The organism is Kocuria himachalensis (genome assembly GCF_054784195.1).
This window is the reverse complement of the sequence record NZ_BAAGPL010000015.1, coordinates 138,063-159,667: the sequence shown is the minus strand read 5'-3', so window position 1 is coordinate 159,667 and position 21,605 is coordinate 138,063. Positions and strand designations below refer to the sequence as shown.

Here is a 21,605-nt window from a genome sequence, read left to right as displayed (position 1 = left end):
TACCTTTGAGAACATGGTTCTCTCGCGCCGCTCCTTCGTCCTCTCCGGCCTGGTCCTCGCCGCCTCTGGGGCCTTCGGAGGCTCCCTCGCCGAGCCCTCCGCGGGCCGGCGCCCGTTCGTGCTGTGGGGCTCCTCGTCGGCGGCCAGCGCGCTCCACGCGGACCGCCCGCGGGGCTTCCCCGCGGTGCGCATCGACGACCTGCTCTCGCATTTGCTGGAGGCGCCCGGGACCTCGCGCGCGGTCAGCGGCGACCGGTCCTGGCAGACCCTGTCGATGCGCAGCAGCGCCCACCCCTATCTGCCGCGGCTGGGCTCCGGCTTCGGGGTCGGACGGATCCCGGCCCACGGGCCGCTGGTCGTGCCCACGGTGGACGGCCGGGTGCCGAGCGCCCACCTCCCGATCCCGGGCACCGTCTCCGGGCTCCCGTGCACGATCCAGGCCGTGGGGCGGGACGGAGGCGACGTGGTGCTGCGCCGCGCGGTCCCCGGGGCCCAGCTCGAGGTGGCGCCGGCGTCGGCGGCGCGGTGGCGCACGGCGCTGGAGGAGCGGCACCGGGGCCACGTCCACCTGCTGTGGACGGGCAAGAACAACATCGAGGACCCGGACCAGGTCCTCGCCGACACCCGTGCGGCGTGGCAAGTCGAACCGGACACGTCCGTGGTGATGGGCCAGTGGCACACCGCGGCGGACCGGCCCGGCACGGCGGGGTGGGACCAGGTGCGCGGCGTGAACGCGGCCCACCGGGCCGAGTACGGCGGCCGGTTCTACGACACGATGGCCGACCTGCGGGATCCCGGTCTGTGGTCCCTGCCGGGTCTGCTGCCCCACCGGATCGGGGCCTCGGCCGCGGACCGCCGGTGGCTGGGCCTGGGGCTGCCCCCGCGCTCGGTCGTCGCCGCGGACCGCCGGCACCTGAACGCGCTGGGCAACACGATCGTGGCCCACGGCCTGTACCGCCACCTGACCGGCACGGCGGGCCTCTACTGAGCGGAGCCCGGACCGGTTCCGAGGCCATGGAGGTCACCGTCCGCCCACCGGCGCGGACCTCTTGTCCCGGGACGCTGGACGGCCTAACATACAACCAAATGGTTGTACGAAATGAGCTGGCGGACGACGAGGTCGACCGCATCTTCCAGGCCCTCGCGGACACGACGCGACGGGACATCGTGACGCGGGTGCTCCGGCAGGAGCAGTCGGTCTCCGCGCTGGCCGGGCGCTACCGGATGAGCTTCGCGGCCGTGCAGAAGCACGTGGCGGTGCTCGAGCGGGCCACGCTGGTCACCAAGGAGCGGCGCGGCCGGGAGCAGGTGGTGCACGGCAACGTGACCGCGCTGCGCCGGGCGGCGGGGCTCCTGGAGGACTACGAGCAGATCTGGCGCGGGCGTGCCCGCGTCATCGAGGACCTCCTCGCCGAGGAGGTGCCCCCCGGGGACCGGGGGGCCCAGTAGGAAGGGAGCAGGACATGCCGGTCATCGACGTGCACAAGGACACGGAAACGCTGACCCTGACGTTCGTCGCGGAGTTCGCCGCGGACGTCGAGCGGGTCTGGCAGGTCTGGGCCGACCCGCGCCAGCTCGAGCGCTGGTGGGGGCCGCCCGAGTGGCCCGCCACCTTCGAGGAGCACGAGCTTTCCGAGGGCGGGCGGTGCCGCTACTACATGACCGGTCCGGACGGGGAGAAGGCCCGGGGCTGGTGGACGGTCACGGCCGTGGACCCGCCGCACCGGCTGGAGTTCGACGACGGCTTCGCGGGCGAGGACGGCGAGCCGGACCCCACCCTCGGGGCCACCCACGGCGTCGTGACCTTCGAGGCCGTCGACGGCCGGACGCGGATGACCACGGTCTCGACCTTCGAGAGCGCGGACCAGCTCGCGCAGATGTCCGCGATGGGCATGGAGGAGGGCATGCGGGAGGCCATGGGCCAGATCGACGCCCTCCTCGCCGGTGCGGTCTCCCGCTGAGCGGTCAACGGCTGAGCGGTCAACGGCTGGGCGGTCATCGGCTGGTCGGTCCACGGCCGGCCCGTCCGCGCCCGGGCGTCTCCCGTTCGCGGCGCGGGACCGGACGACGACCCCGCCCCGGGACCTGCGGGGCGGCGTCGCCGGTGCCCGGTGACAGCGGACCGGCGGGTCAGGCGTCCTGGGGCACGGGAGTGCCCGCGGCGGCGTCGGTGCCGGGGGAGCGCTCCGGGCCCTCGGCGGACTCCCGGGCCGGTTCCGCGGACGGCCCGCCGGACGCCGCGGCCCGCTGCGCCGCCTTTTTCAGCGGCTTGAGCTCGAGCCGGCGCTCGTGCTTGCGCTCGGCCCGGCGCTCCGTGCGCCGCTCCGCCTGCTTCTCGGCCCGGCGCTCCCTCTTCGCGTCCTCCGGGGCCTTCTCGCCGGGCGCTCCGGCGGCGGGGGTGGCGGACTCCCTGCGCGGGGCGCGCTCCTTGACCGGGGCGCCGCCCGAGGCGCGCAGCCGCCGGTAGTGCTCGGCGGCCTCCTCCTGGCGCCGCGCCTCGACCCCCGTGGCGATCTCGGCCCGCAGGTGCTCCGGCTCCAGCTCGAACGCGGCCACGAGGTCGAGCGCGTGCGGGCGCAGGCGGGCGAGCAGCCGGTCGATGTACTCGTCGAGGCTGCGCCCACGCCGCATGGACAGCCGGCCGTAGGAGAGGTACCACGCGAGGTTCTTCTCGATGAGCCGCAGCCCGAAGACGTCGCGCAACCAGGTCAGCACCGTGCGGGTGCCCGGGTCCTCGACCTGCTCCAGGCCGCGGGTGAATGCCTCCCACTGCAGCAGCTCCGCGTGGGCGCGCGCCGCGGCGATGATCTTGTACTGGTTGTCGTTGAACAGCGCCGCGGCCTCCGCCCGGGGGAGCTTGGCGCTGGGCCGCAGGCTCTCCGCGATCTCGGCGACCATGGTCTGCACCCGGTCCGTGAGCAGCGCGCGCTGCGCGGACTCCTCGCGCAGGGCGTTGACGGAGCGGCGCACGTCCCCGGTGTCCCGGAAGGCCTGGCCGAGCTTGCGCAGCCCCGACCGGTGGTAGGTGGCCTCGGTGGCCCGGCCCGCCACGTAGCGGGCCATCACGCCCACGTCGACGTGCTTGAACTCGTCCGCCCAGTCGGACAGCAGCCGCTTGGCCACGAGCTGCAGCAGCACCGTGTTGTCGCCCTCGAACGTCGCGTAGACGTCCAGGTCGTGGCGCAGGGAGGTGAGCCGGTTCTTGGTCAGGAACCCCGCGCCGCCGCAGGCCTCGCGGCACTCCTGGACGGTGTCGAGGGCGCTCCAGGTGGACAGCGCCTTCAGGGCCGCGGCGAGGGTCTCGAGGTCCTGCCGGTTCTCGTCGGTGTCCTCGCGGCCCGAGAAGACGTCGTCGTACTTGTGCAGCAGCTCCTGGTGGGCGAAGTGCATCGCGTAGGTCTCGGCCAGTCGCGGCAGCAGCCGCCGCTGGTGCTGCTGGTAGTCCATCAGCACCTCCTCCTGGATGTCGGAGGACGCGTTGAACTGGCGGCGCTCGCTGCCGTAGCGGATCGCGATGGTCAGCGCGGCCTTGTTCGCCAGGACCGCCGCCCCGTCGAGGGAGACCCGGCCCTGCACCAGGGTGCCGATCATCGTGAAGAACCGGCGGCCCGGGCTCGCGATGGGCGAGCTGTAGGTGCCGTCCGCGGCCACGGCCCCGTACTTGTCCAGCAGGTGCGTGCGCGGGACCCGCACCCGGGTGAAGTGCAGCCGTCCGTTGTCGATGCCGTTGAGCCCGCCCTTGTGGCCGTCGTCCTCGCCGCCCACGCCGGGCAGGAAGTTCCCGTCCTCGTCCCGCAGGTCCACCCAGAACGCGTGCACGCCGTGGTTCACGCCGAGCGTGACGAGCTGGGCGAAGACCACGGCGGCGCGCCCGTGCACGGCGGCGTTGCCGAGGTAGTCCTTCCACGCCGCCGTGAAGGGGGTGTGGATCTCGAACTCCTCCGTGGCGGGGTCGTACGTGGCGGTGGTGCCGATCGAGGCGACGTCGGAGCCGTGGCCGATCTCGGTCATCGCGAACACGCCCGGGATCTTCAGGTCCCGGATGTCCGCGAGCCAGCGCCGGTGGTGCTCCTCGGTGCCGAGGTTGAGCACCGCGGAGCCGAACAGGCCCCACTGCACGCCGGCCTTGATCTGCATCGAGGGGTCCCCGAGCAGCAGCTCCTCGAAGTTCGAGACGTTGCCGCCCGGGTCGTTGTGCCCGCCGTACTCCTCCGGCAGCCCGCGGTTCATCGCGCCGTGCTCCACCAGCAGGTGCAGCTGGCCCAGCACGCGCTCGCGGTGCTCCTGGTAGCCGAGGTCCGGCTGCTGGTGCAGCCGCTCGTCGAGCAGCATCCGGCGGGCCTCGCGCCGGACCTCGGCCCAGCGCCCGAGCAGCACTTCGCCGAGGGCGGCGACGTCCACGGCGGGGGCCGGGAGCCCGGCGTCGTCCGCGGTGGTGGGTCCGGCGGTGGGTCCGGCGGTGGTCGGTCGGTCGACGGTGGTGGTCATGGTCGCTCCTGTCGTGGGTGACCGGCGGTGGCCGGTGCGGTCACGGGGTGGTCGGGGCCGGCCGGGGTCCGCGCCGGCCCGGGGGTGGTCAGGTGGGCGGCTGCTCCGGCACGGGCGCGCCGGGCGGGCGCAGCCCGTCGACGGCCCAGCCCACGATCAGCTCGGTCATCCGCTCGCGGGACGGGCGCTGCGTGCCCTGAGGGGTGTTCATCCAGGCCTCGCCGGCGCCGCGCACCATGCCGATCGTGGACGCCGCCCAGTAGCTGAGGACCGGCTCCTCCAGCCGGCGCTCGGCGGGGGTGTGGCGCACGTGGGCCTCCGCGAGCAGCCCGCTGACGGACTCGGTGAACTCCTGGATCAGCCAGCGCTCGCCGCCGTCCTCGGCGGGGGCGTCCTCCTTGTGCTCGCCGCGGGCCCGCTCGGCCCGGTGCCGGTCGTGCCGGGAGCGTCCGGGGTCGGGGGAGAGGGCCACGACGAAGCGGTACACCGACGCGGAGCGCTCGATGCTCAGCAGGTACTCCGCGACCATCGCCTCGACCGAGTCCTCGAAGGAGCCCGCCGCGCGGGCCGCCTCCTCGAGCCGGTCGCGCATCCGCGTCACGGTGTACTCGCCGACCGCCCGCTGCAGCCCGGCCTTGTCCCCGAAGTACCGGTAGTAGACGGACTTGGAGGTCTGGCACGCGGTGGCGATCTCCTCCATGGACGCCTGCGCGCCGAGCTCGTCCACGGCGCTGCGCGCCGTGCGGATGAGCTCGATCCGCCGCTGCGCACGGTGCCGGGCCCAGCGGGAGGAGCGGCCGTCCGTGGCGGGCGTGCCGCCCGGGGCGGCGGAGTCAGTGGCATCGACCTGTTTCACGATACCCAGAGTATCAGGTATTGTCGTTCGTGACGTGACCATCATCACAACACCACCGAGGAGTTCCCTGTGAGCGAGTCCACCCCCGAGCAGACCGTCGAGCCCACCGCCGAGCACACGACCCCCAGCGGCGCCGGGCGCACCGGCGTGGCCCGCCGCGCCGTCGTGGTCGGCGCCAACCGCATTCCATTCGCCCGGGCGCACGGCGCCTACGCGAACGCGGGCAACCAGGACATGCTCACCGCCGCCCTCGACGGACTCGCCGCCCGCTACGGCCTCGCCGGGGAGCGGATCGGCGAGGTCGCCGCCGGCGCCGTGCTCAAGCACCCCAAGGACTTCAACCTCACGCGCGAGTCCGTGCTCGGCTCGGTGCTGGACCCGCGCACCCCCGCCTTCGACGTGCAGCAGGCCTGCGCCACGGGCATGGAGGCCGTCTCCACGCTGGTCAACAAGATCCGGCTCGGCCAGATCGACTCGGCCGTGGCCGGCGGCGTCGACTCCGCCTCGGACGCGCCCGTGGTGGTGAGCGAGCGGCTGCGCCGGACCCTGCTCGAGCTCAACCGGGCCAAGAGCACCCAGCAGAAGCTCCGGGCCCTCGCGGGCCTGCGCCCGGCCGACCTCAAGCCGGTGGCCCCCGGCACCGGGGAGCCGCGCACGGGGCTGTCGATGGGCGAGCACCAGGCCCTCACCACCGCCCGCTGGGAGATCTCCCGCGAGGCCCAGGACGAGCTCGCCGCTGCGAGCCACCGCAACCTGGCGGCCGCCTACGAGCGCGGGTTCTTCGACGACCTCGTCACCTCCTTCCGCGGTCTGTCCCGGGACAACAACCTCCGCCCGGACAGCTCCGTCGAGAAGCTCGCCGGGCTCAAGCCGGTGTTCGGGAAGTCTCTCGACGCCGAGCCGACCATGACGGCGGGCAATTCCACGCCGCTCACCGACGGCGCCTCGACCGTGCTGCTCGCCTCCGAGGAGTGGGCGGCGGAGCGCTCCCTGCCCGTGCTCGCCGACGTGGTGGACGTCGAGGCGGCCGCCGTCGACTTCGTGCACGGCGACGAGGGACTGCTGATGGCCGGCGCCTACGCCGTTCCCCGCCTGCTGGCCCGCCAGGGCCTGGCTCTCGACGACTTCGCCTTCGTCGAGATCCACGAGGCGTTCGCCGCGACCGTGCTCGCGACCCTCGCCGCGTGGGAGGACGAGCAGTTCGGCCGGGAGCGGCTCGGCCTGGCCGGCGCCTTCGGCACCGTGGACCGGAGCCGGCTCAACGTCACGGGCTCCTCCCTCGCGGCCGGGCACCCCTTCGCCGCGACCGGCGGGCGCATCGTCGGCACCCTCGCGAAGCTGCTGCGCGAGCGCGCCGACGAGACCGGCCGGCCCGCCCGCGGGCTCATCTCGGTCTGCGCCGCCGGCGGCCTGGGCGTCACCGCGGTCCTCGAGGCCCGCTGACCCTACCCTCCCGACCGCCCCGCCGACCCGCACAGCAAGGACCTCACCCCCATGGCAGACACCTATCTCGACCTCGTCAGCTCCGGCCCCGGCGGCCGGCTCGCCCGGCAGCTCGGGCTGCCCGCTCCCGCCCGACTGCGCCGCCACCGCGCCGGGGACCCGCTCGTGCCCGGCCCGGTCCTCGTGCTGGGGCGGGGGGAGGACGCCGACCGGATCGCCACGGCCCTGCTCGGCTGGGACCTCGACGTGCGGCGCCACCCCGACGGCGTCCACCGGTTCGGGGCGGTCGTGCTGGTCCTGACCGGGCTCGCCCGGCCCGCCGACCTGGCCGAGCCCGCGCTCGGCCTGGGCGGGGTGCTTCGCGCGCTCGCCCCCGGCGGCCGGGTGGTCACGGTGTCCCGGCCCGCGCCGGGCATCGGCACGGGCGCGGCCTCGGCGACGCCCGCGGCGGCGGAGCCGCTCGACCCGGCCGCCGCCGCGGCCCGCCAGGCGGTCGTGGGGCTCCTGCGCTCCACCGCCCAGGAGATGCGCGGCGGGGCCACCGCCAACGGCGTCCTGCTCGCCGAGGGCGTCGCCCCGGAGGTTCCCAGCGCGCTGGGCGCCCTGCGGTTCCTGCTCTCCGGGCGCAGCGCCTTCGTCTCCGGGCAGTTCGTGACGGTGGGCGACGACGCCGGGGCCCTGCCCGCGGACTGGGAGGCCCCCCTGCGGGGCAAGGTCGCCGCCGTCACCGGCGCGGCCCGCGGCATCGGCGCGCAGATCGCGCGCACGCTCGCCGGCGCCGGCGCGCGCGTCGTCGTCGTGGACGTGCCCGGCGCTGGCGAGCCCCTGGCCGCGCTGGCCAACGAGATCCGTGCAGTGGCCCTCCAGCTCGACGTCACGGACGCGCACGCCGGCGAGAAGATCCTCGCGCTCGCCCGCGAGCGCTTCGGGCACCTGGACGTGGTGGTGCACAACGCCGGGATCACCCGGGACAAGCTGCTGGCCAACATGGACGAGTCCCGCTGGGCCTCGGTGCTGGCCGTGAACCTCGAGTCGCAGCTGCGGATGAACGAGCAGCTCCTGGCGGGCGAGGGCCTCGGCGAGGCCCCGCGGATCGTCTCCCTGGCCTCCACGAGCGGTGTCGCGGGCAACCGCGGCCAGACCAACTACGCCGCCTCGAAGGCCGGGGTGATCGGGATGGTCGCCGCCAGCGCGCCCCTGCTGGCCCGGCGCGGCGGCAGCATCAACGCCGTGGCCCCCGGGTTCATCGAGACGGAGATGACCGCCCGGATCCCGGCGGCCCGCCGCCAGGTGGCGCGCCGGCTGAACTCCCTGCAGCAGGGCGGGCTGCCGGAGGACGTGGCTCAGGCGGTGCTCTTCCTGGCCTCGGACGCCGCCGGCGGCGTCAACGGGCAGACGCTGCGCGTGTGCGGCCAGAACCTGGTGGGGGCGTGAGCATGGACGCCGACCGGCTCGAGACCGTGGTCCTCACCGACGTCCCCTCCCTGGGCGGGCTCTACGCCCGCGCCGCGGCGGGCGCGGCCGGCGGCCTGCTGCCGCGCACCCTGACCGAGCGGCGGCCCGCCCGGATCCTCCGCCGGCCGGCCGGGCGCCGCGGCACCGGCGGAGCCACGCTCGAGCTGCCGGCGGTGGCGCACGTGGTCGAGGGCGTGGTCGTCGACCCCGCCCGGCACGAGGCGCTCTGCCGCACGGTCGGCGCACCGCTGCGCGAGGGCCCCGGCGGCACCGAGGCCTTCTCCGGGCACCTGCACGCCCTGGCGTTCCCCGTGGCCATGAGCGTGCTCACCCGCCCCGACTTCCCGCTGCCAGTCCTCGGCATGGTGCACCTGGCCAACGAGGTCGAGCACCGCGGGGCGACAGCGGTGGGGGAGGACCTCACGGTCACCGCCTCCGCCGAGCGCCTGCGCCCGCACCGGTCCGGCGCGCAGGTCGACGTCGTCGCCCGGCTCGCGCGGGAGGACGGCGAGACCGTCTGGACGGGCCGCTCCACCTACCTCGCCCGGGGCGTGCGCGTGCCCGGGACGGCCGGCGACGCCCCGCGGGAAGAGTTCGTGCCGCCGGCCCCGACCGGGCACTGGCGCCTGACGGCCGGCACCGGACGGGACTACGCCGCGGTGAGCGGGGACTGGAACCCGATCCACCTCTCCGGCCCGACCGCCCGTGCCCTCGGCCTGAAGGGTGCCATCGCCCACGGCATGTACTCCGCCTCGCGCGCCCTGGCCGAGGTGGGGGTGCCGCCCGGGGTGCCCTTCCGCTGGACGGTGGAGTTCGCGGCCCCGGTCCTGCTCCCCGGCACGGTCGCGGTCGCGATCACCGACGACGGACGGGGTGCCGCCTGGCGGGACTCGCGCTTCGCCGGGTGGGACCCGCGGCGCAGGCGCCCGCACTTCACGGGGACGGTGGCTCGGCTCGACGGCTGAGGCACGGCCACGAAGGGTGGGGCCGCGCGCTTCGCCCCTCCTCCCTGGCCACGAGGATCGTCGGCGCCTCGGACCGGGCCCCGGGCGGCCGGTGCCCTAGCCGACGTGGACGCCGGGACGCCGGCGGGGAGCGGGTTCGTGCTCCCGGAGGATCCCCCGGACCACCGCGGCGGCGCGCACCACACCGGCGGGCATCGTGAAGGAGACCGGACGCTTCATGACCGACGACTTCCCGGGCGGTGGTCGCTGCGCCGGGACCGCGACAGCGACGAGGCGTCCCGAGCGGCTGCGCCGGGGCGTCGAGCAGCGGGCGCGGCCCAGGGCGCGGGGCGGGCCTGGCGGCGCATGCGCTGATACTTCCACCGCTGGAGCCGACTGACCCGGTCGGCGACGCTCTCCTTCGGGGAGATGGGATCGGGGCCAAGGACTGGGTCGTCTCCGGCCTGGTAGCGGGTCGTCCAGACCCGCAGCACCGCCCAGGCCACCGCGGTCAGGGGCACGGCCAGCACGGCCCCCGCCACCCCGCCCAGCACGGTGCCCACGGACAGTGCCAGCAGCACCACCAGTCCGTGCAGGCTCAGAGTGTGCCCCATGATCACCGGTTGCAGGAAGTAGCCCTCGACGTGGTTGACGACCACGACGATCAGGACCACGATCAGGGCCTCCACCGGCCCGTTGGCCACCAGCGTCACCAGGGTGGCCAGGGTCCCGGCTGCCAGCGCCCCGACGATGGGCACGAAGGCGGTGAGGAAGACGGTGACCGTCAGCGGGAGTGCCAGGGGTACGTCCAGCGCCCACAGACCGATGCCGATGAAGGTCGCGTCCACGGTGGCGACCAGGCAGATGCCGCGCACGTAGGAGCCGAAGATGCTCACGGCGCGGTCACCCGACTCCGCCAGTTTGGCCCGTTGCTCCCCGGTGAACCAGCGCAGCACGAAGCTCCACAGCCGTGGGCCGTCCTTGAGGAAGAAGAACAGGACGATGACCATCAGCACGGTCCCCGTCAGGACCTCCGAGGCGATCGTCAGGCTGCTCAGGGCGCTGCGCCGGGCCGCCGCGCTGGTGAGGTAGTCCTCGAGCTGGGCGGCGGTGGCGTTGACGGTGTCCGCGTCCACCGGCACCGGCAGCGGACCGGAAGTGACCAGTTCCTGCAGGTGCTGCCATCCACCGGATGCGGCGGCCAGCAGGTTGTCCACCTCCCCGCGGATCCCGAGCACCACCCCGGTGACCACCCCGCCCAGCACCGCCAGCAGGGCAGCGAACACCGCCAGGGCCGCCCCGGTGGCGCCCCAGCCGTGGTGCTCCAGTCGCCGCACCAGTGGATGGACGGCCGAGGCGAGGATGAGAGCGACGATCACCGCCAGGACGATCACCTTGATCGCCAGCAGGACGTAGAGCACCAGCGCGGCGACGGCAGTCAGTGCGAGGAGCTGAATCGCTCGCGAGCCGGCCCGCCCCAGCCCGTCGGCCCAGGACGAGACGGCCTGCGGCACAGCAGGCGGCGGGTCGGACGAAAGCGCTCCGCCCGAGGGCGACCCGGGGGCAGAAAAGGGCTCGACGTCGCGATGTACCGGTGGCCCGAGCCGGGAGAAGAAAGGGAAGGAACTGCCCACAGCGACCACTTCCTACGGCCAATAGGCGCTGACGCCGCTCATGGTACGCCCGCCGGAGAACAAAAGATCCTCGTCTCCTGACGGTGAACGGCCGCCGCTCTGGCCACCGGGCCGAGGAGGTCTACGGTGTGCGCACCGATCGTTCCATTCCTGGGCCATGCACGGCGATCGGATCGGGAGAGGCAGTGGACGCCGGTGCTCGAGACGGACTGGGAGACCTCCGGCGGGAGACCCGGCGGAGCTGCAGATCATGTACGGCATCGACGGGCGCCGGCGGCTGCCCGAGACGACGTTGCCCTGGTTGGCCGGCTACGAACAGTCCTCCCCGGTGCGCATCGGCAACGCCGCCGCCGACCAGCTGCAGCTGGACGTGTGGGGCGAGGTCCTCGACGGACTGTCGCTGACCCGGGACGTGCTGCTGGACACCCCGGACAGCTCCTGGGACATCCAGACCGCCCTGATGGACCACCTCGAAGGCGCCTGGCGGGCTCCGGACAACGGGCTGTGGGAGGTGCGCGGTCCCCGCCGGCACTTCACCCACTCCAAGGTCATGGCCTGGGTGGCCGCCGACCGGATGGCGTCAGGGGTGCGCCGCTCCGGGCTGCCCGGCCCGGTGCGGCGGTGGGAGGCCCTGCGAGAGACCATCCACGCCGACGTCCTGCGGCACGGCTTCGACACGGCGCGCAACACCTTCGTGCAGACCTACGGCGGCACCGCGCTGGACGCCTCCCTGCTGCTGATCCCGCGGACCGGTTTCCTCCCGCCGGGCGATCCGAGGGTGACCGGCACCATCGAGGCGGTCCTGCGCGAACTCACGGAGGACGGACCCGTCCACCGGTACCGAACCGGGCCCGCCGACGACGGGCTCCCCGGGGACGAGGGCGTGTTCCTGGCCTGCTCCTTCTGGCTGGTGGACGCCCTGGCCGGAGCGGGCCCGCGGAGGGAGTCCGTAGACCTCTTCCAGCGGCTGCTGGATCTGCGCAACGACGTGGGTCTGCTCAGCGAGCAGTGGGACCCACGCACCCGCCGCCAGCTCGGCAACACCCCTCAGGCGTACAGCCACTTCAGTCTCGTCGGCAGCGCCCTGCAGCTGCACCACGGCCGCGCCCACCGCAGCAACACCGCCATCCCCTCCCGGCCGGCAGTCCGCGTCAGCCCAGGGAGTGCAGGCTGAACGCCGCCAGGAAACCCAGGGTGGCAATCAGCCCGGAGTACAGGGCGGCCTCCTCGAACGCCTCGGGGATCATCGTGTCGGTGATCATCGCCAGGATGGCCCCGGCCGCCAGGGCGTTGACAAACGCCAGGGTGGTCGGGCCGGCCCCGTCCAACAGTAGGTAACCGGCCAAGGCCGCCAGCCCCGAGGCCGCCGCGATGGCACCCCAGATGCCGAACACATAACCGGGGCTCCGGCCGGCCCGCTTCCATCCCGCGGTGCTGGAGAGCCCTTCGGGGACGTTGGAGATGAACACGGCGGCGAACATCGGCAGGCTCAGCCCGGGCCCGGTCAGGAGGCTCAGACCCAGCACCATGGACTCCGGCACCCCGTCGAGCAGGGCGCCGACGGCGATCGCCCCGCCGCTGCCGCTGTGCTCCGCCTGCGAGGGCTGCTGCGTCCCGGACCGTTTGCGGTGCCGGGCGCCGCGACGGGCCAACAGCACGTTCAGCCCCACGTAGACCACCGAGCCCAGCAGGAAGCCCCCCGCGGTGGGGGCCAGCCCGCCCTCCTCCACGGCCTCCTGCACGAGCTCGAAGGCCAGGGCCGAGATCAGCACACCGGAGCCGAAGGCCATGACGACCGCCACGACCCGGGCCGGCACGCGGACGAACCACGCCACCGCGCTGCCCAGCAGCAGCGCACCGCCTGCGATCAGGCCGGCACCGCCGGCCAGGAGCCAATCCGGCACGAGGGCTCCTCCCGTTCCTGCTCCCGCCGCGGTGGGGGTCGACTCCTCCCATTCCACCACGACTTCTCGGGGGAGAACGCGGTCCAGCCGCACGGGAAGGGCGGAGTGCAGCGGCCGGGCCGGACGGTGCTGCGCCGCCCCGACCCGGACCACGCGAGGTCCGTCGCCGGGCGCCCCGTGCCCGAGGTCGGCCCGATGCGTGTCCCCGGCCGTGCCGACGGCCGTCCCGTCCGGCGCGTGGGCCACAATGGTCGGGTGAGCCCACAGCAGAGGACAGACGCCCGACCCGTCGACGCCACCGGCCAGGACCTCAACCCCGCCCCGCCCAGCGAGGACCTCAAGGAGCAGTACGCGGAGCTCGTGGACCGGGTCCGCGCGGCGCGGACCGCCTACTACGTCGAGGACGCGCCCACCATCTCGGACGCGGAGTACGACGAGCTCTACCGGCGGCTCGAGGAGGTCGAGGCGCTGAACCCCGAGCTGGTCGCCAACGACTCGCCCACCCAGGAGGTCGGCGGCGAGGTCTCCGCGGCGTTCACGCCCGTGACCCACCTCGCGCGGATGTACTCCCTCGAGGACGTCTTCTCCATCGACGAGCTCACGGCCTGGATGGCGAAGGCCTCCGCCTCCATCGAGGCGCTGCCGGACGCCCCGGCGTCCGCCTGGCTCACCGAGCTGAAGATCGACGGGCTGGCCGTGAACCTGCTCTACCGCGACGGCGAGCTCGTGCGGGCCGCGACCCGGGGTGACGGCACCACGGGCGAGGACGTCACGCACAACGTGCGCACCATCGCGACCATCCCGGGCACGCTCACCGGGGAGGACGTCCCCGAGGAGGTCGAGATCCGCGGCGAGGTGTTCATCTCCTCCCGCGACTTCCGCTCCCTCAACGAGGCGATCGTGGCCGAGGGCCGTGCCCCCTTCGCCAACCCCCGCAACGCCGCGGCGGGCTCGCTGCGGCAGAAGGACCCGCAGGTCACGGCCCGGCGCCGGCTGTCCATGTACGTGCACGGGGTGGGGGCGGCCACGGGCCTGCACGCCGACACGCAGTCCCAGGTCTACGAGCTGCTCGAGCGGTGGGGCCTGCCCGTCAGCCCGTACTACAAGGTGCTGCCCTCCACGGAGGACGTCCTCGCGTTCATCGAGGACTACGGCCGCCGCCGCCACGACCTCATCCACGAGATCGACGGCATCGTGGTCAAGGTCGACGACCGCCGCACCCAGTTCCGGCTCGGGCACACCTCGCGGGTGCCCCGCTGGTCCGTGGCGTACAAGTACCCGCCCGAGGAGGTGCACACGAAGCTTAAGGACATCCTGGTCAACGTGGGCCGCACCGGACGGGTCACCCCCTTCGGCCTCATGGAGCCGGTGCGGGTCGCCGGGTCCACGGTGGAGATGGCCACCCTGCACAACCAGGACGTGGTGAAGGCCAAGGGCGTGCTCATCGGGGACACCGTGGTGCTGCGCAAGGCGGGCGACGTGATCCCCGAGATCGTGGGACCGGTGGTGGCGCTGCGGGACGGCACGGAGCGCGAGTTCGTGATGCCCACGCACTGCCCGTCCTGCGGCACGGAGCTGCGCCCGGCCAAGGAGGGCGACGTCGACATCCGCTGCCCCAACGCCCGCAGCTGCCCGTCCCAGCTGCGGGAGCGGGTCTTCCACGCCGCCGGCCGCGGCGCGTTCGACATCGAGGCCCTCGGCTACGAGGCCGCCCTCGCCCTGACCCGACCCGACGAGCCGGAGACCCCGCCGCTGACCAGCGAGGCGCACCTCTTCGACCTCACGCCCGAGGCCCTGCGCGAGGTGCGGATCCGGCGGGAGAAGAGGTCGCGCGGCACGCCCACGGGCGAGACCGAGCTCGTGCCCTACTTCTGGACGAAGGGCACGGCCAAGAAGCCGTCCGAGCCCACCGCCACCACCCGCAAGCTGTTCGAGGAGCTCGAGAAGGCCAAGGCGCAGCCGCTGTGGCGCGTGCTCGTGGCCCTGTCCGTCCGGCACGTCGGCCCGACCGCGGCCCGGTCCCTGGCCACGGCCTTCGGCTCCCTGCCGGCCATCCGCGACGCCGACGAGGAGACTCTCGCCCATGCCGACGGCGTGGGCCCCGTGATCGCCGCCGCCCTCACCGAGTGGTTCGCCGAGCCGTGGCGATGCGAGATCGTGGAGCGCTGGGCGGCAGCCGGCGTGCGCATGGAGGACGAGGTGGACGAGTCCTTGCCCCGGACCCTCGAGGGCACCACCGTGGTGATCACCGGCACCCTCGAGCGCTTCAGCCGCGACTCCGCGAAGGAGGCGGTGCTGGTGCGCGGCGGCAAGGCCTCCGGCTCCGTGTCGAAGAAGACGCACTTCCTGGTGGCGGGCGAGAACGCCGGCACCAAGCTGGACAAGGCCGAGCAGCTCGGCGTGCCCGTGCTCGACGAGGCCGGGTTCGAACGGCTCCTCGCCGAGGGGCCGGACGCCTTCGGCGGTCCGGCCGGGGGCACGGAGAACAGCACCCTGGACAGCATCGAGAACAGCACCGAGAACAGCATCGAGAACAGCACGGACGACGAGGACGGGGCCTGAGCATGGGACGGCACGACGACGCGCTGGAGGGCCTCGGCCCGACCGGCGCGCACCTGGAGGAGCTGCTGGAGCTGGCCCTGGCGGCCGCCGCGGCCGGTGCGGAGGTCCTGCGGGGCCGCGACGCCGACCGGCTGGGCGTCACCGGCAAGTCCGGCGAGGGGGACTGGGTCACCCGCTTCGACGTCGCCGCCGAGCAGGCCGTGCTGCGCACGATCCTGGACCGCCGCCCGCACGACACCGTCACCGGCGAGGAGTCGGGCACGCACCGGCCGGAGCACCCCTCCGGGATCCGCTGGTCGGTGGACCCGCTCGACGGCACCACCAACTTCATCCGCGGCATCGTCTACTACTGCACGTCCGTGGCCGCCGCCGACGCCGAGGGCAACTGGCTCGTCGGCGCCGTCAACGCCCCGGCCCTACGCCGCACCTACTTCGCCGTGCGCGGCGCCGGCGCGTGGGTGGAGGCGGACGGGACGTCCCGCCGGCTCGAGGGCCCTGTGCCGGACCGGCCCGGCCGGCTCTACGGCACCGGCTTCTCGTTCAACGCCGAGCGGCGCGAGCGGCAGTTCCCGGCCTTCCTGGCCACCATGCGGCAGTACACGGACATGCGGCGCCTGGGCTCGGCGGCCCTGGACCTGTGCATGGTCGCGGACGGCGCGCTCGACGGATACGGTGAGCAGGGCCTGCACGAGCACGACTGGGCCGCCGGCGCGCTCATCGCCGAGGAGGCCGGCGCGCTCGTGACCCGCCCGGAGCTGCCCTCCCCGGCGGCGGGCGAGGTGCCGGCCGCCGACCGCCTCGCGGCCTGGACCACCGCACGAGAGCGCGGGATTCCGGGCTGAGCACGGGGCGGGGTGCGACCCCTCGGCACTGTGAGATGGCTCTCGTAACTTGACCGAGACCAAAAAGTTGCCATAGCGTGACCTTTGAAGCGTTCTCCCCGAGGGCAAGCCCTCCGCTTCCCGGAGCGTCAGCTCCGGACGCCGGCATCCGTCACGGGCCGGCACCCCTGCAGGCTGCGGACGTGTGATACCTCACGTCGGGCCGAAAGGGGTAGCGCAACGAAAATCGTTACGCTATCGTGATAAACAGCTTCCCCGAGGATTCCTCCGGGGATCCGGTGTGCCTGGAGTCCGAATTCCCGGCGCGCCACGACACCATGCTGGGTGCTGCCGTAACACCGCACGTCGTCTAAAGGGCAGACACCTGTAAGCACTTACCCACCAAAACCTTTCACGGGTAGACGACGGCGCGAAGACATCCGGGGACGGAAACGAGCGCAGGTGGCCCCAGGGAGCATCATGACCAACGCTTTCGCTGTTCGTCGCAACGTCCGTCGCGGTGCCGCCGCTCTGATCCTCGGCGGGACCGCCGTGGGCGCCATGGCCCTCCCGGCCAACGCCGCCCCGGCCTCCACCTGGGACGCCCTCGCCGAGTGCGAGTCCGGTGGCAACTGGAACACCTCGACCGGCAACGGCTTCTCGGGCGGGCTGCAGTTCACCCCCTCCACCTGGGCCGCCTTCGGTGGCACCGGGTCCCCCGAGTCCGCCTCCCGCGACCAGCAGATCGCCGTGGCCGAGAACGTCCTCGACGGCCAGGGCTGGGGCGCGTGGCCCGCCTGCTCCGCGAAGCTGGGCCTGTCCGGCTCCGCCGCTCCCTCCGCGAACCCGATGGGCTCCGCGTCCGTGACCACGCAGTCCGTCGAGGCCCCGGCCCCGATCGAGGCTCCGGCTCCCGCCCCGGTCGCCGCCCCCGAGCCCGGCCCGGTGGCCGCTCCCGTCGAGGCCCCGGCCGCCGTCCAGGCCCCGGTCGCCGAGTACGTGGCCCCCGCCGCCTCCGTGACCCCTGCCGCCGTGTCCGGCGAGGACTACACCGTGGTCGAGGGCGACACGCTCTCCATCATCGCCGAGAAGCTGGACATCGAGGGTGGCTGGGAGGCCCTGGCCGCCGCGAACGAGGGCACCATCGCCGACCCGAACCTGATCTTCCCCGGTCAGGTGCTGAACATCCCCGCCTGATCCCCACCGGACAGGCACCGCGCGGCCGCGCCGCGCGAGAGCACGCGAGAGGGCCCCTCCGGACGGAGGGGCCCTCTCGCGTGCCCGGTGGGTACGGGGGCGGCGCGTACGCTCAGCTCACGGCGTGCGCTCGGGCCGGGACCACAACCACGGCTCGGCGGGCTCGGCCCCGGCGTCGCCGAAGCTCACGGAGCGCTCCGCGCCCTTGACCCGGTACGGCTGGATCACCGTGAGGGACTCGCCCTCCCGGTGCTGGGCCTCCACGGCCACGGCCGTCTGCCCGGACCGGTCCGGCAGGGTCACGGGGAAGGCGACCGCGGCGCAGAGGAGGTCGTCACGCAGCTCCACGGCCCTCGCCCGCAGGGCGTCCAGGGCGGCGTCGGGGCTCAGCTCCTCCGCCTCCTCGGCCGGCAGGCTGTCGAGCTCGTACTCGCCGTCCTTGCGGGCGGTCACGAGGAAGGCGGGGAACGCCCCGTGCTGCTTCAGCTGCTGCTCGACCACGGACTGGACGTGGGCCATGACTGTGTCGATCGTCGTGGCGGCGTCCTTGCTGACCCGCTGGCGCCACGCGTTGGCGGCATCCGTCGCGGACGTCGCGCGCGCGGCCTTCCCGGCGCGGGCGCCGGGGCGCCGGGTCTTGGCGCCGCGGTCCTTCTTCGTGCGGGCGGGGGTGCTCTTGGCCATGTCCGGGTGCTCCTGTGTGGTGGTCGGTGCTCCCCTCCAGGGTATGCCCCTGCAGGGCCCCTCCCGGCCGGGAGGGAGGGGGGTGCCGCGCGGCTAGACTGGACCGGAAACCACCCCCGATCACGAGCAGGAGTGCGCATGTCTGCGATCACCCGCGAGCAGGTCGCCCACCTGGCGAAGCTCGCGCACCTCGAGATGACCGAGGCGGAGCTGCGGTCCATGGCGAAGGAGCTCGACCTCGTCGTCGACTCCGTCGCGTCCGTCAGCGAGGCCGCCGGACCGGACGTCCCGGCCACGAGCCACCCCATCCCGCTGCAGAACGTCTTCCGCGAGGACGTCGTCGGCGAGACCCTCACCGCTGAGGAGTCCCTGCTCAACGCACCGGACGCCGCCGAGGGCAAGTTCAAGGTGCCCGCGATCCTGGACGAGGAGTAGCCGCATGAGCAGCACCGGAACCCCCCCGGGAGTGGTCGGCCTCTCGGCCGCCGAGCTCGCACGGCGGCTCGCCGCCGGCGAGGTCACCTCCGTCGACGCCGTCCAGGCGCACCTGGACCGCATCCGCGAGACCGACGGCGACCCCGTCGACCCGGCCGACCGCAGCCGCGGCAAGACCGGGCTCAACGCCTTCCTGCACGTCAACGCCGAGGAGGCCCTTTCCGTGGCCGCCGAGGTGGACGCCGCGCGCGCCCGCGGCGAGGAGCTGCCCGAGCTCGCGGGAGTGCCGATCGCGGTCAAGGACCTCATCGTCACCAAGGGCCAGCCCACCACCGCCGCGTCGAGGATGCTCGAGGGCTGGATGAGCCCGTACGACGCCACCGTGACCCGGCGGCTGCGCGCCGCCCGGATGCCGCTGCTGGGCAAGACGAACCTCGACGAGTTCGCGATGGGCTCCTCCAACGAGCACTCCGCCTTCGGCGACACCGCCAACCCGTGGGACCTCTCCCGCATCCCGGGCGGGTCCGGCGGCGGGTCCGCCGCGGCCGTGACCGCGTTCCAGGCGCCGCTGGCCCTGGGCACGGACACCGGCGGGTCCATCCGCCAGCCCGCGGCCCTGACCGGGTCGGTGGGCGTCAAGCCGACCTACGGCGGGGTCTCGCGCTACGGCGTGATCGCCATGGCCTCCTCGCTCGACCAGGTGGGCCCCGTGGCGCGCACGGTGCTCGACGCCGCGCTGCTGCACGAGGTGATCGGCGGGCACGACCCGCAGGACTCCACGTCCCTGCCCGACCCGGTCGGCGACCTCGTGGCCCAGGCCCGGGCCGGTGCGGCCGAGGGCGGCCTGGCGGGCCTGCGCGTGGGCGTCGTCAAGGAGCTCACGGGCGAGGGCTTCCAGCCCGGCGTCCAGCAGCGCTTCGAGGAGGCCGTGGAGCTGCTGCGCTCCGCGGGGGCCGAGGTCGTGGAGGTCTCCACCCCGAACTTCAAGTACGCCCTGGGCGCCTACTACCTCATCATGTCCTCGGAGGTCTCCTCGAACCTCGCCAAGTACGACGGCGTGCGCTTCGGCCACCGCGTGCTGCCCGAGGACGGGCCCCTGACCATCGAGCGGGTGATGGGCTCCACGCGGGCCGCCGGATTCGGCGCGGAGGTCAAGCGCCGCATCATCCTGGGCACCTACGCGCTGTCCGCCGGGTACTTCGACGCCTACTACGGCTCGGCGCAGAAGGTCCGCACCCTCGTGCAGCGGGACTTCGCGGCCGCGTTCGAGCAGGTGGACGTGCTGGTCTCCCCGACGTCCCCGACCACGGCGTTCGAGCGGGGCGCCGTGGACGAGTCCGCCGATCCCATGCAGATGTACCTCAACGACATCGCGACCATCCCCACCAACCTGGCCGGGGTCCCCGCGATCTCCGTCCCCGCCGGCCTCGCCCCCGAGGACGGGCTGCCCGTGGGCATCCAGTTCATGGCCCCGGCCCGCCAGGACGCCCGGCTCTACCGCGCCGGCGCCGGCCTGGAGGCCCTGCTCGAGCAGCGCTGGGGCGGACCGGTCTGGCAGCGGTTGCCGGACACCGCCGCCCTGGTCCGGGACCTTGCCGGCGGCCCCGCCGCGTCCGATCTGTCCGCACCCGTCCGGGGAGGAGCCCGCTGATGAACCGGAGCACCGAAGAGGTCCTGTCCTTCGACGAGGCCATGGAGAAGTACGACCCCGTGCTGGGCTTCGAGGTCCACGTGGAGCTCAACACCCGGACCAAGATGTTCGACGCCGCCCCCAACGTCTTCGGGGACGAGCCGAACACCAACGTCACCCCGGTCTCGCTCGGCCTGCCCGGGGTGCTCCCCGTGGTGAACCGGGTGGCCGTGGAGTCGGCGATCAAGCTCGGGCTCGCCCTGGGCTGCGAGATCCGTCCCGTCTCCCACTTCGCCCGGAAGAACTACTTCTACCCGGACACCCCCAAGAACTTCCAGACCTCCCAGTACGACGAGCCGATCGCCGAGAACGGCTCGGTCGACGTCGAGCTGGAGGACGGAACCGTGTTCACGGTCGAGATCGAGCGAGCCCACATGGAGGAGGACGCCGGGAAGCTCACGCACATGGGCGGCGCCGCCGGGCGCATCCAGGGCGCGGACTTCTCCCTGGTCGACTACAACCGCGCCGGCGTCCCGCTCATCGAGATCGTGACGAAGCCCATCGTGGGCGCCGGCACCCGCGCGCCCGAGCTGGCCCGCGTCTACGTGGCCCTGATCCGGGAGATCGTGAAGAACCTCGGGATCTCGGACGCGAAGATGGAGCGCGGCAACGTCCGCTGCGACGCCAACGTGTCCCTCATGCCCAAGGGCAGCGCCACGTTCGGCACCCGCTCCGAGACGAAGAACGTGAACTCGCTGCGCGCCGTGGAGCGCGCGGTGCGCTTCGAGATCCAGCGCCACGCGGCGGTCCTCGACTCCGGCGGCACGATCGTGCAGGAGACCCGGCACTGGCACGAGGACACCCGCTCCACCACGAGCGGACGCCCCAAGTCCGACGCCGACGACTACCGCTACTTCCCGGAGCCCGACCTCGTGCCGGTCGTGACCGACCACGAGTGGATCGAGCGGCTGCGGGCCGAGCTGCCCGAGCCCCCGGCCGAGCGCCGGAAGCGGCTCAAGACCGACTGGGGGTTCTCCGACGAGGAGTTCCGGGACGTCGTCAACGCGGGGGTCCTCGACGAGATCGAGCAGACCGTCTCAGCGGGCGCCGCCCCGGCCGCGGCCCGCAAGTGGTGGATGGGCGAGATCGCCCGACTGGCCAATCAGCGGGAGACGGAGATCGCCGAGCTCGGCCTCACCCCGCAGCACGTCGTCGAGCTCGACGGGCTCATCGACGCCGGCAAGATCAACGACAAGCTCGCCAAGAAGGTCCTCGCCCACGTCCTGGAGGGCGAGGGCTCGCCCGCGGAGATCGTCGAGCGGCGCGGCCTGGCCGTGGTCTCCGACGACTCCGTGCTGACCGCGGCGATCGACGACGCCATGGCCCAGATGCCCGACGTCGTGGCGAAGGTGCAGGCCGGCAAGGTCCAGGCCGTCGGTGCCCTCATCGGTCCGGTCATGAAGGCCACCCGCGGCCAGGCCGACGCGGGCCGGGTGCGCGAGCTGATCCTGGAGAAGCTCGGCGTGCAGGGCTGACCCGCGCCCACACGCAC

Annotated in this window: 18 protein-coding genes and 1 pseudogene; 13 read left to right on the top strand and 6 right to left on the bottom strand. The window is 73.7% G+C overall.

Annotation, left to right across the window (positions count from 1 at the left end):
* Positions 1-13: 13 nt before the first annotated feature.
* From ACYVM4_RS09990 to ACYVM4_RS09980, 3 genes are all read left to right on the top strand, one after another.
* Positions 14-988: a hypothetical protein gene (locus ACYVM4_RS09990; RefSeq protein WP_460668432.1), complete on the top strand. Its 975-nt coding sequence runs from the start codon at positions 14-16 to the stop codon at positions 986-988.
* A gap of 98 nt (positions 989-1,086) precedes the next feature.
* Complete coding sequence (locus ACYVM4_RS09985; RefSeq protein WP_368820726.1) at positions 1,087-1,449, top strand: ArsR/SmtB family transcription factor; 363 nt, start codon at positions 1,087-1,089, stop codon at positions 1,447-1,449.
* 14 nt (positions 1,450-1,463) lie between these two features.
* Positions 1,464-1,961: an SRPBCC family protein gene (locus ACYVM4_RS09980; protein WP_460668431.1), complete on the top strand. Its 498-nt coding sequence runs from the start codon at positions 1,464-1,466 to the stop codon at positions 1,959-1,961.
* 169 nt (positions 1,962-2,130) lie between these two features.
* Here the strand turns inward: ACYVM4_RS09980 and ACYVM4_RS09975 are convergent, their stop codons facing one another.
* Positions 2,131-4,488, bottom strand: coding sequence for an acyl-CoA dehydrogenase family protein (locus tag ACYVM4_RS09975; protein WP_460668430.1), 2,358 nt, complete (start codon positions 4,486-4,488; stop codon positions 2,131-2,133).
* 88 nt (positions 4,489-4,576) lie between these two features.
* Complete coding sequence (locus ACYVM4_RS09970; protein ID WP_368820723.1) at positions 4,577-5,344, bottom strand: TetR/AcrR family transcriptional regulator; 768 nt, start codon at positions 5,342-5,344, stop codon at positions 4,577-4,579.
* 69 nt (positions 5,345-5,413) lie between these two features.
* Here ACYVM4_RS09970 and ACYVM4_RS09965 point away from each other — a divergent pair, with 69 nt between their 5' ends.
* The 3 genes from ACYVM4_RS09965 to ACYVM4_RS09955 are packed head-to-tail and all read left to right on the top strand — an operon-like array spanning position 5,414 to position 9,207.
* Positions 5,414-6,787 (top strand): acetyl-CoA C-acetyltransferase, encoded by a 1,374-nt coding sequence (locus ACYVM4_RS09965; RefSeq protein WP_460668429.1) that lies wholly within the window; start codon positions 5,414-5,416, stop codon positions 6,785-6,787.
* Between the two features lie 51 nt (positions 6,788-6,838).
* The gene (locus ACYVM4_RS09960) at positions 6,839-8,221 is read left to right on the top strand and encodes a 3-oxoacyl-ACP reductase (protein WP_460668428.1); all 1,383 of its coding nucleotides are present in this window, start codon (positions 6,839-6,841) and stop codon (positions 8,219-8,221) included.
* A 2-nt stretch (positions 8,222-8,223) separates the two neighbouring features.
* Positions 8,224-9,207, top strand: coding sequence for a MaoC/PaaZ C-terminal domain-containing protein (locus tag ACYVM4_RS09955; protein ID WP_460668571.1), 984 nt, complete (start codon positions 8,224-8,226; stop codon positions 9,205-9,207).
* Between the two features lie 96 nt (positions 9,208-9,303).
* On the opposite strand, the gene ACYVM4_RS09950 is transcribed toward ACYVM4_RS09955, so the two are convergent.
* Together ACYVM4_RS09950 and ACYVM4_RS09945 are read right to left on the bottom strand one after the other, a co-directional pair.
* Positions 9,304-9,426, bottom strand: a complete 123-nt coding sequence (locus ACYVM4_RS09950; protein ID WP_460668427.1) for a hypothetical protein — start codon at positions 9,424-9,426, stop codon at positions 9,304-9,306.
* The gene (locus tag ACYVM4_RS09945; RefSeq protein WP_460668426.1) at positions 9,423-10,700 is read right to left on the bottom strand and encodes an AI-2E family transporter; all 1,278 of its coding nucleotides are present in this window, start codon (positions 10,698-10,700) and stop codon (positions 9,423-9,425) included. Before ACYVM4_RS09945 ends, ACYVM4_RS09950 begins: the two co-directional genes overlap by 4 nt.
* Positions 10,701-11,034: 334 nt before the next feature.
* On the opposite strand from ACYVM4_RS09945, the pseudogene ACYVM4_RS09940 reads away from it, so the two are divergent.
* Positions 11,035-11,994 (top strand): annotated as a pseudogene (locus ACYVM4_RS09940) (glycoside hydrolase family 15 protein); the annotation flags it as partial.
* Here ACYVM4_RS09940 and ACYVM4_RS09935 read toward each other — a convergent pair.
* Positions 11,972-12,724, bottom strand: coding sequence for a ZIP family metal transporter (locus tag ACYVM4_RS09935; RefSeq protein ID WP_460668425.1), 753 nt, complete (start codon positions 12,722-12,724; stop codon positions 11,972-11,974). The pseudogene ACYVM4_RS09940 and the gene ACYVM4_RS09935 overlap by 23 nt on opposite strands.
* Positions 12,725-12,979: 255 nt before the next feature.
* On the opposite strand from ACYVM4_RS09935, the gene ligA reads away from it, so the two are divergent.
* The 3 genes from ligA (at position 12,980) to ACYVM4_RS09920 (ending at position 17,304) form a co-directional block, all read left to right on the top strand.
* Positions 12,980-15,286 carry an NAD-dependent DNA ligase LigA gene (gene ligA / locus ACYVM4_RS09930; RefSeq protein ID WP_460668424.1) on the top strand — a complete coding sequence of 769 codons (2,307 nt, stop codon included), beginning with the start codon at positions 12,980-12,982 and terminating at the stop codon, positions 15,284-15,286.
* Between the two features lie 2 nt (positions 15,287-15,288).
* A complete protein-coding gene (locus ACYVM4_RS09925; protein ID WP_460668423.1) occupies positions 15,289-16,128 on the top strand; it encodes an inositol monophosphatase family protein in 840 nt (279 codons plus the stop codon).
* Between the two features lie 459 nt (positions 16,129-16,587).
* The gene (locus tag ACYVM4_RS09920; protein ID WP_460668422.1) at positions 16,588-17,304 is read left to right on the top strand and encodes a transglycosylase family protein; all 717 of its coding nucleotides are present in this window, start codon (positions 16,588-16,590) and stop codon (positions 17,302-17,304) included.
* Between the two features lie 117 nt (positions 17,305-17,421).
* On the opposite strand, the gene ACYVM4_RS09915 is transcribed toward ACYVM4_RS09920, so the two are convergent.
* The gene (locus ACYVM4_RS09915) at positions 17,422-17,988 is read right to left on the bottom strand and encodes a hypothetical protein (protein WP_460668421.1); all 567 of its coding nucleotides are present in this window, start codon (positions 17,986-17,988) and stop codon (positions 17,422-17,424) included.
* A 138-nt stretch (positions 17,989-18,126) separates the two neighbouring features.
* On the opposite strand from ACYVM4_RS09915, the gene gatC reads away from it, so the two are divergent.
* From gatC to gatB, 3 genes are read left to right on the top strand one after another with little or no spacing between them, the layout of a single operon-like run.
* Positions 18,127-18,423, top strand: a complete 297-nt coding sequence (gene gatC / locus ACYVM4_RS09910) for an Asp-tRNA(Asn)/Glu-tRNA(Gln) amidotransferase subunit GatC (RefSeq protein WP_368820713.1) — start codon at positions 18,127-18,129, stop codon at positions 18,421-18,423.
* Between the two features lie 4 nt (positions 18,424-18,427).
* Complete coding sequence (gatA, locus tag ACYVM4_RS09905) at positions 18,428-20,074, top strand: Asp-tRNA(Asn)/Glu-tRNA(Gln) amidotransferase subunit GatA (protein WP_460668420.1); 1,647 nt, start codon at positions 18,428-18,430, stop codon at positions 20,072-20,074.
* Complete coding sequence (gatB, locus tag ACYVM4_RS09900; protein WP_368820711.1) at positions 20,074-21,588, top strand: Asp-tRNA(Asn)/Glu-tRNA(Gln) amidotransferase subunit GatB; 1,515 nt, start codon at positions 20,074-20,076, stop codon at positions 21,586-21,588. The genes gatA and gatB overlap by 1 nt, the downstream gene beginning before the upstream one ends.
* Positions 21,589-21,605: the final 17 nt, after the last annotated feature.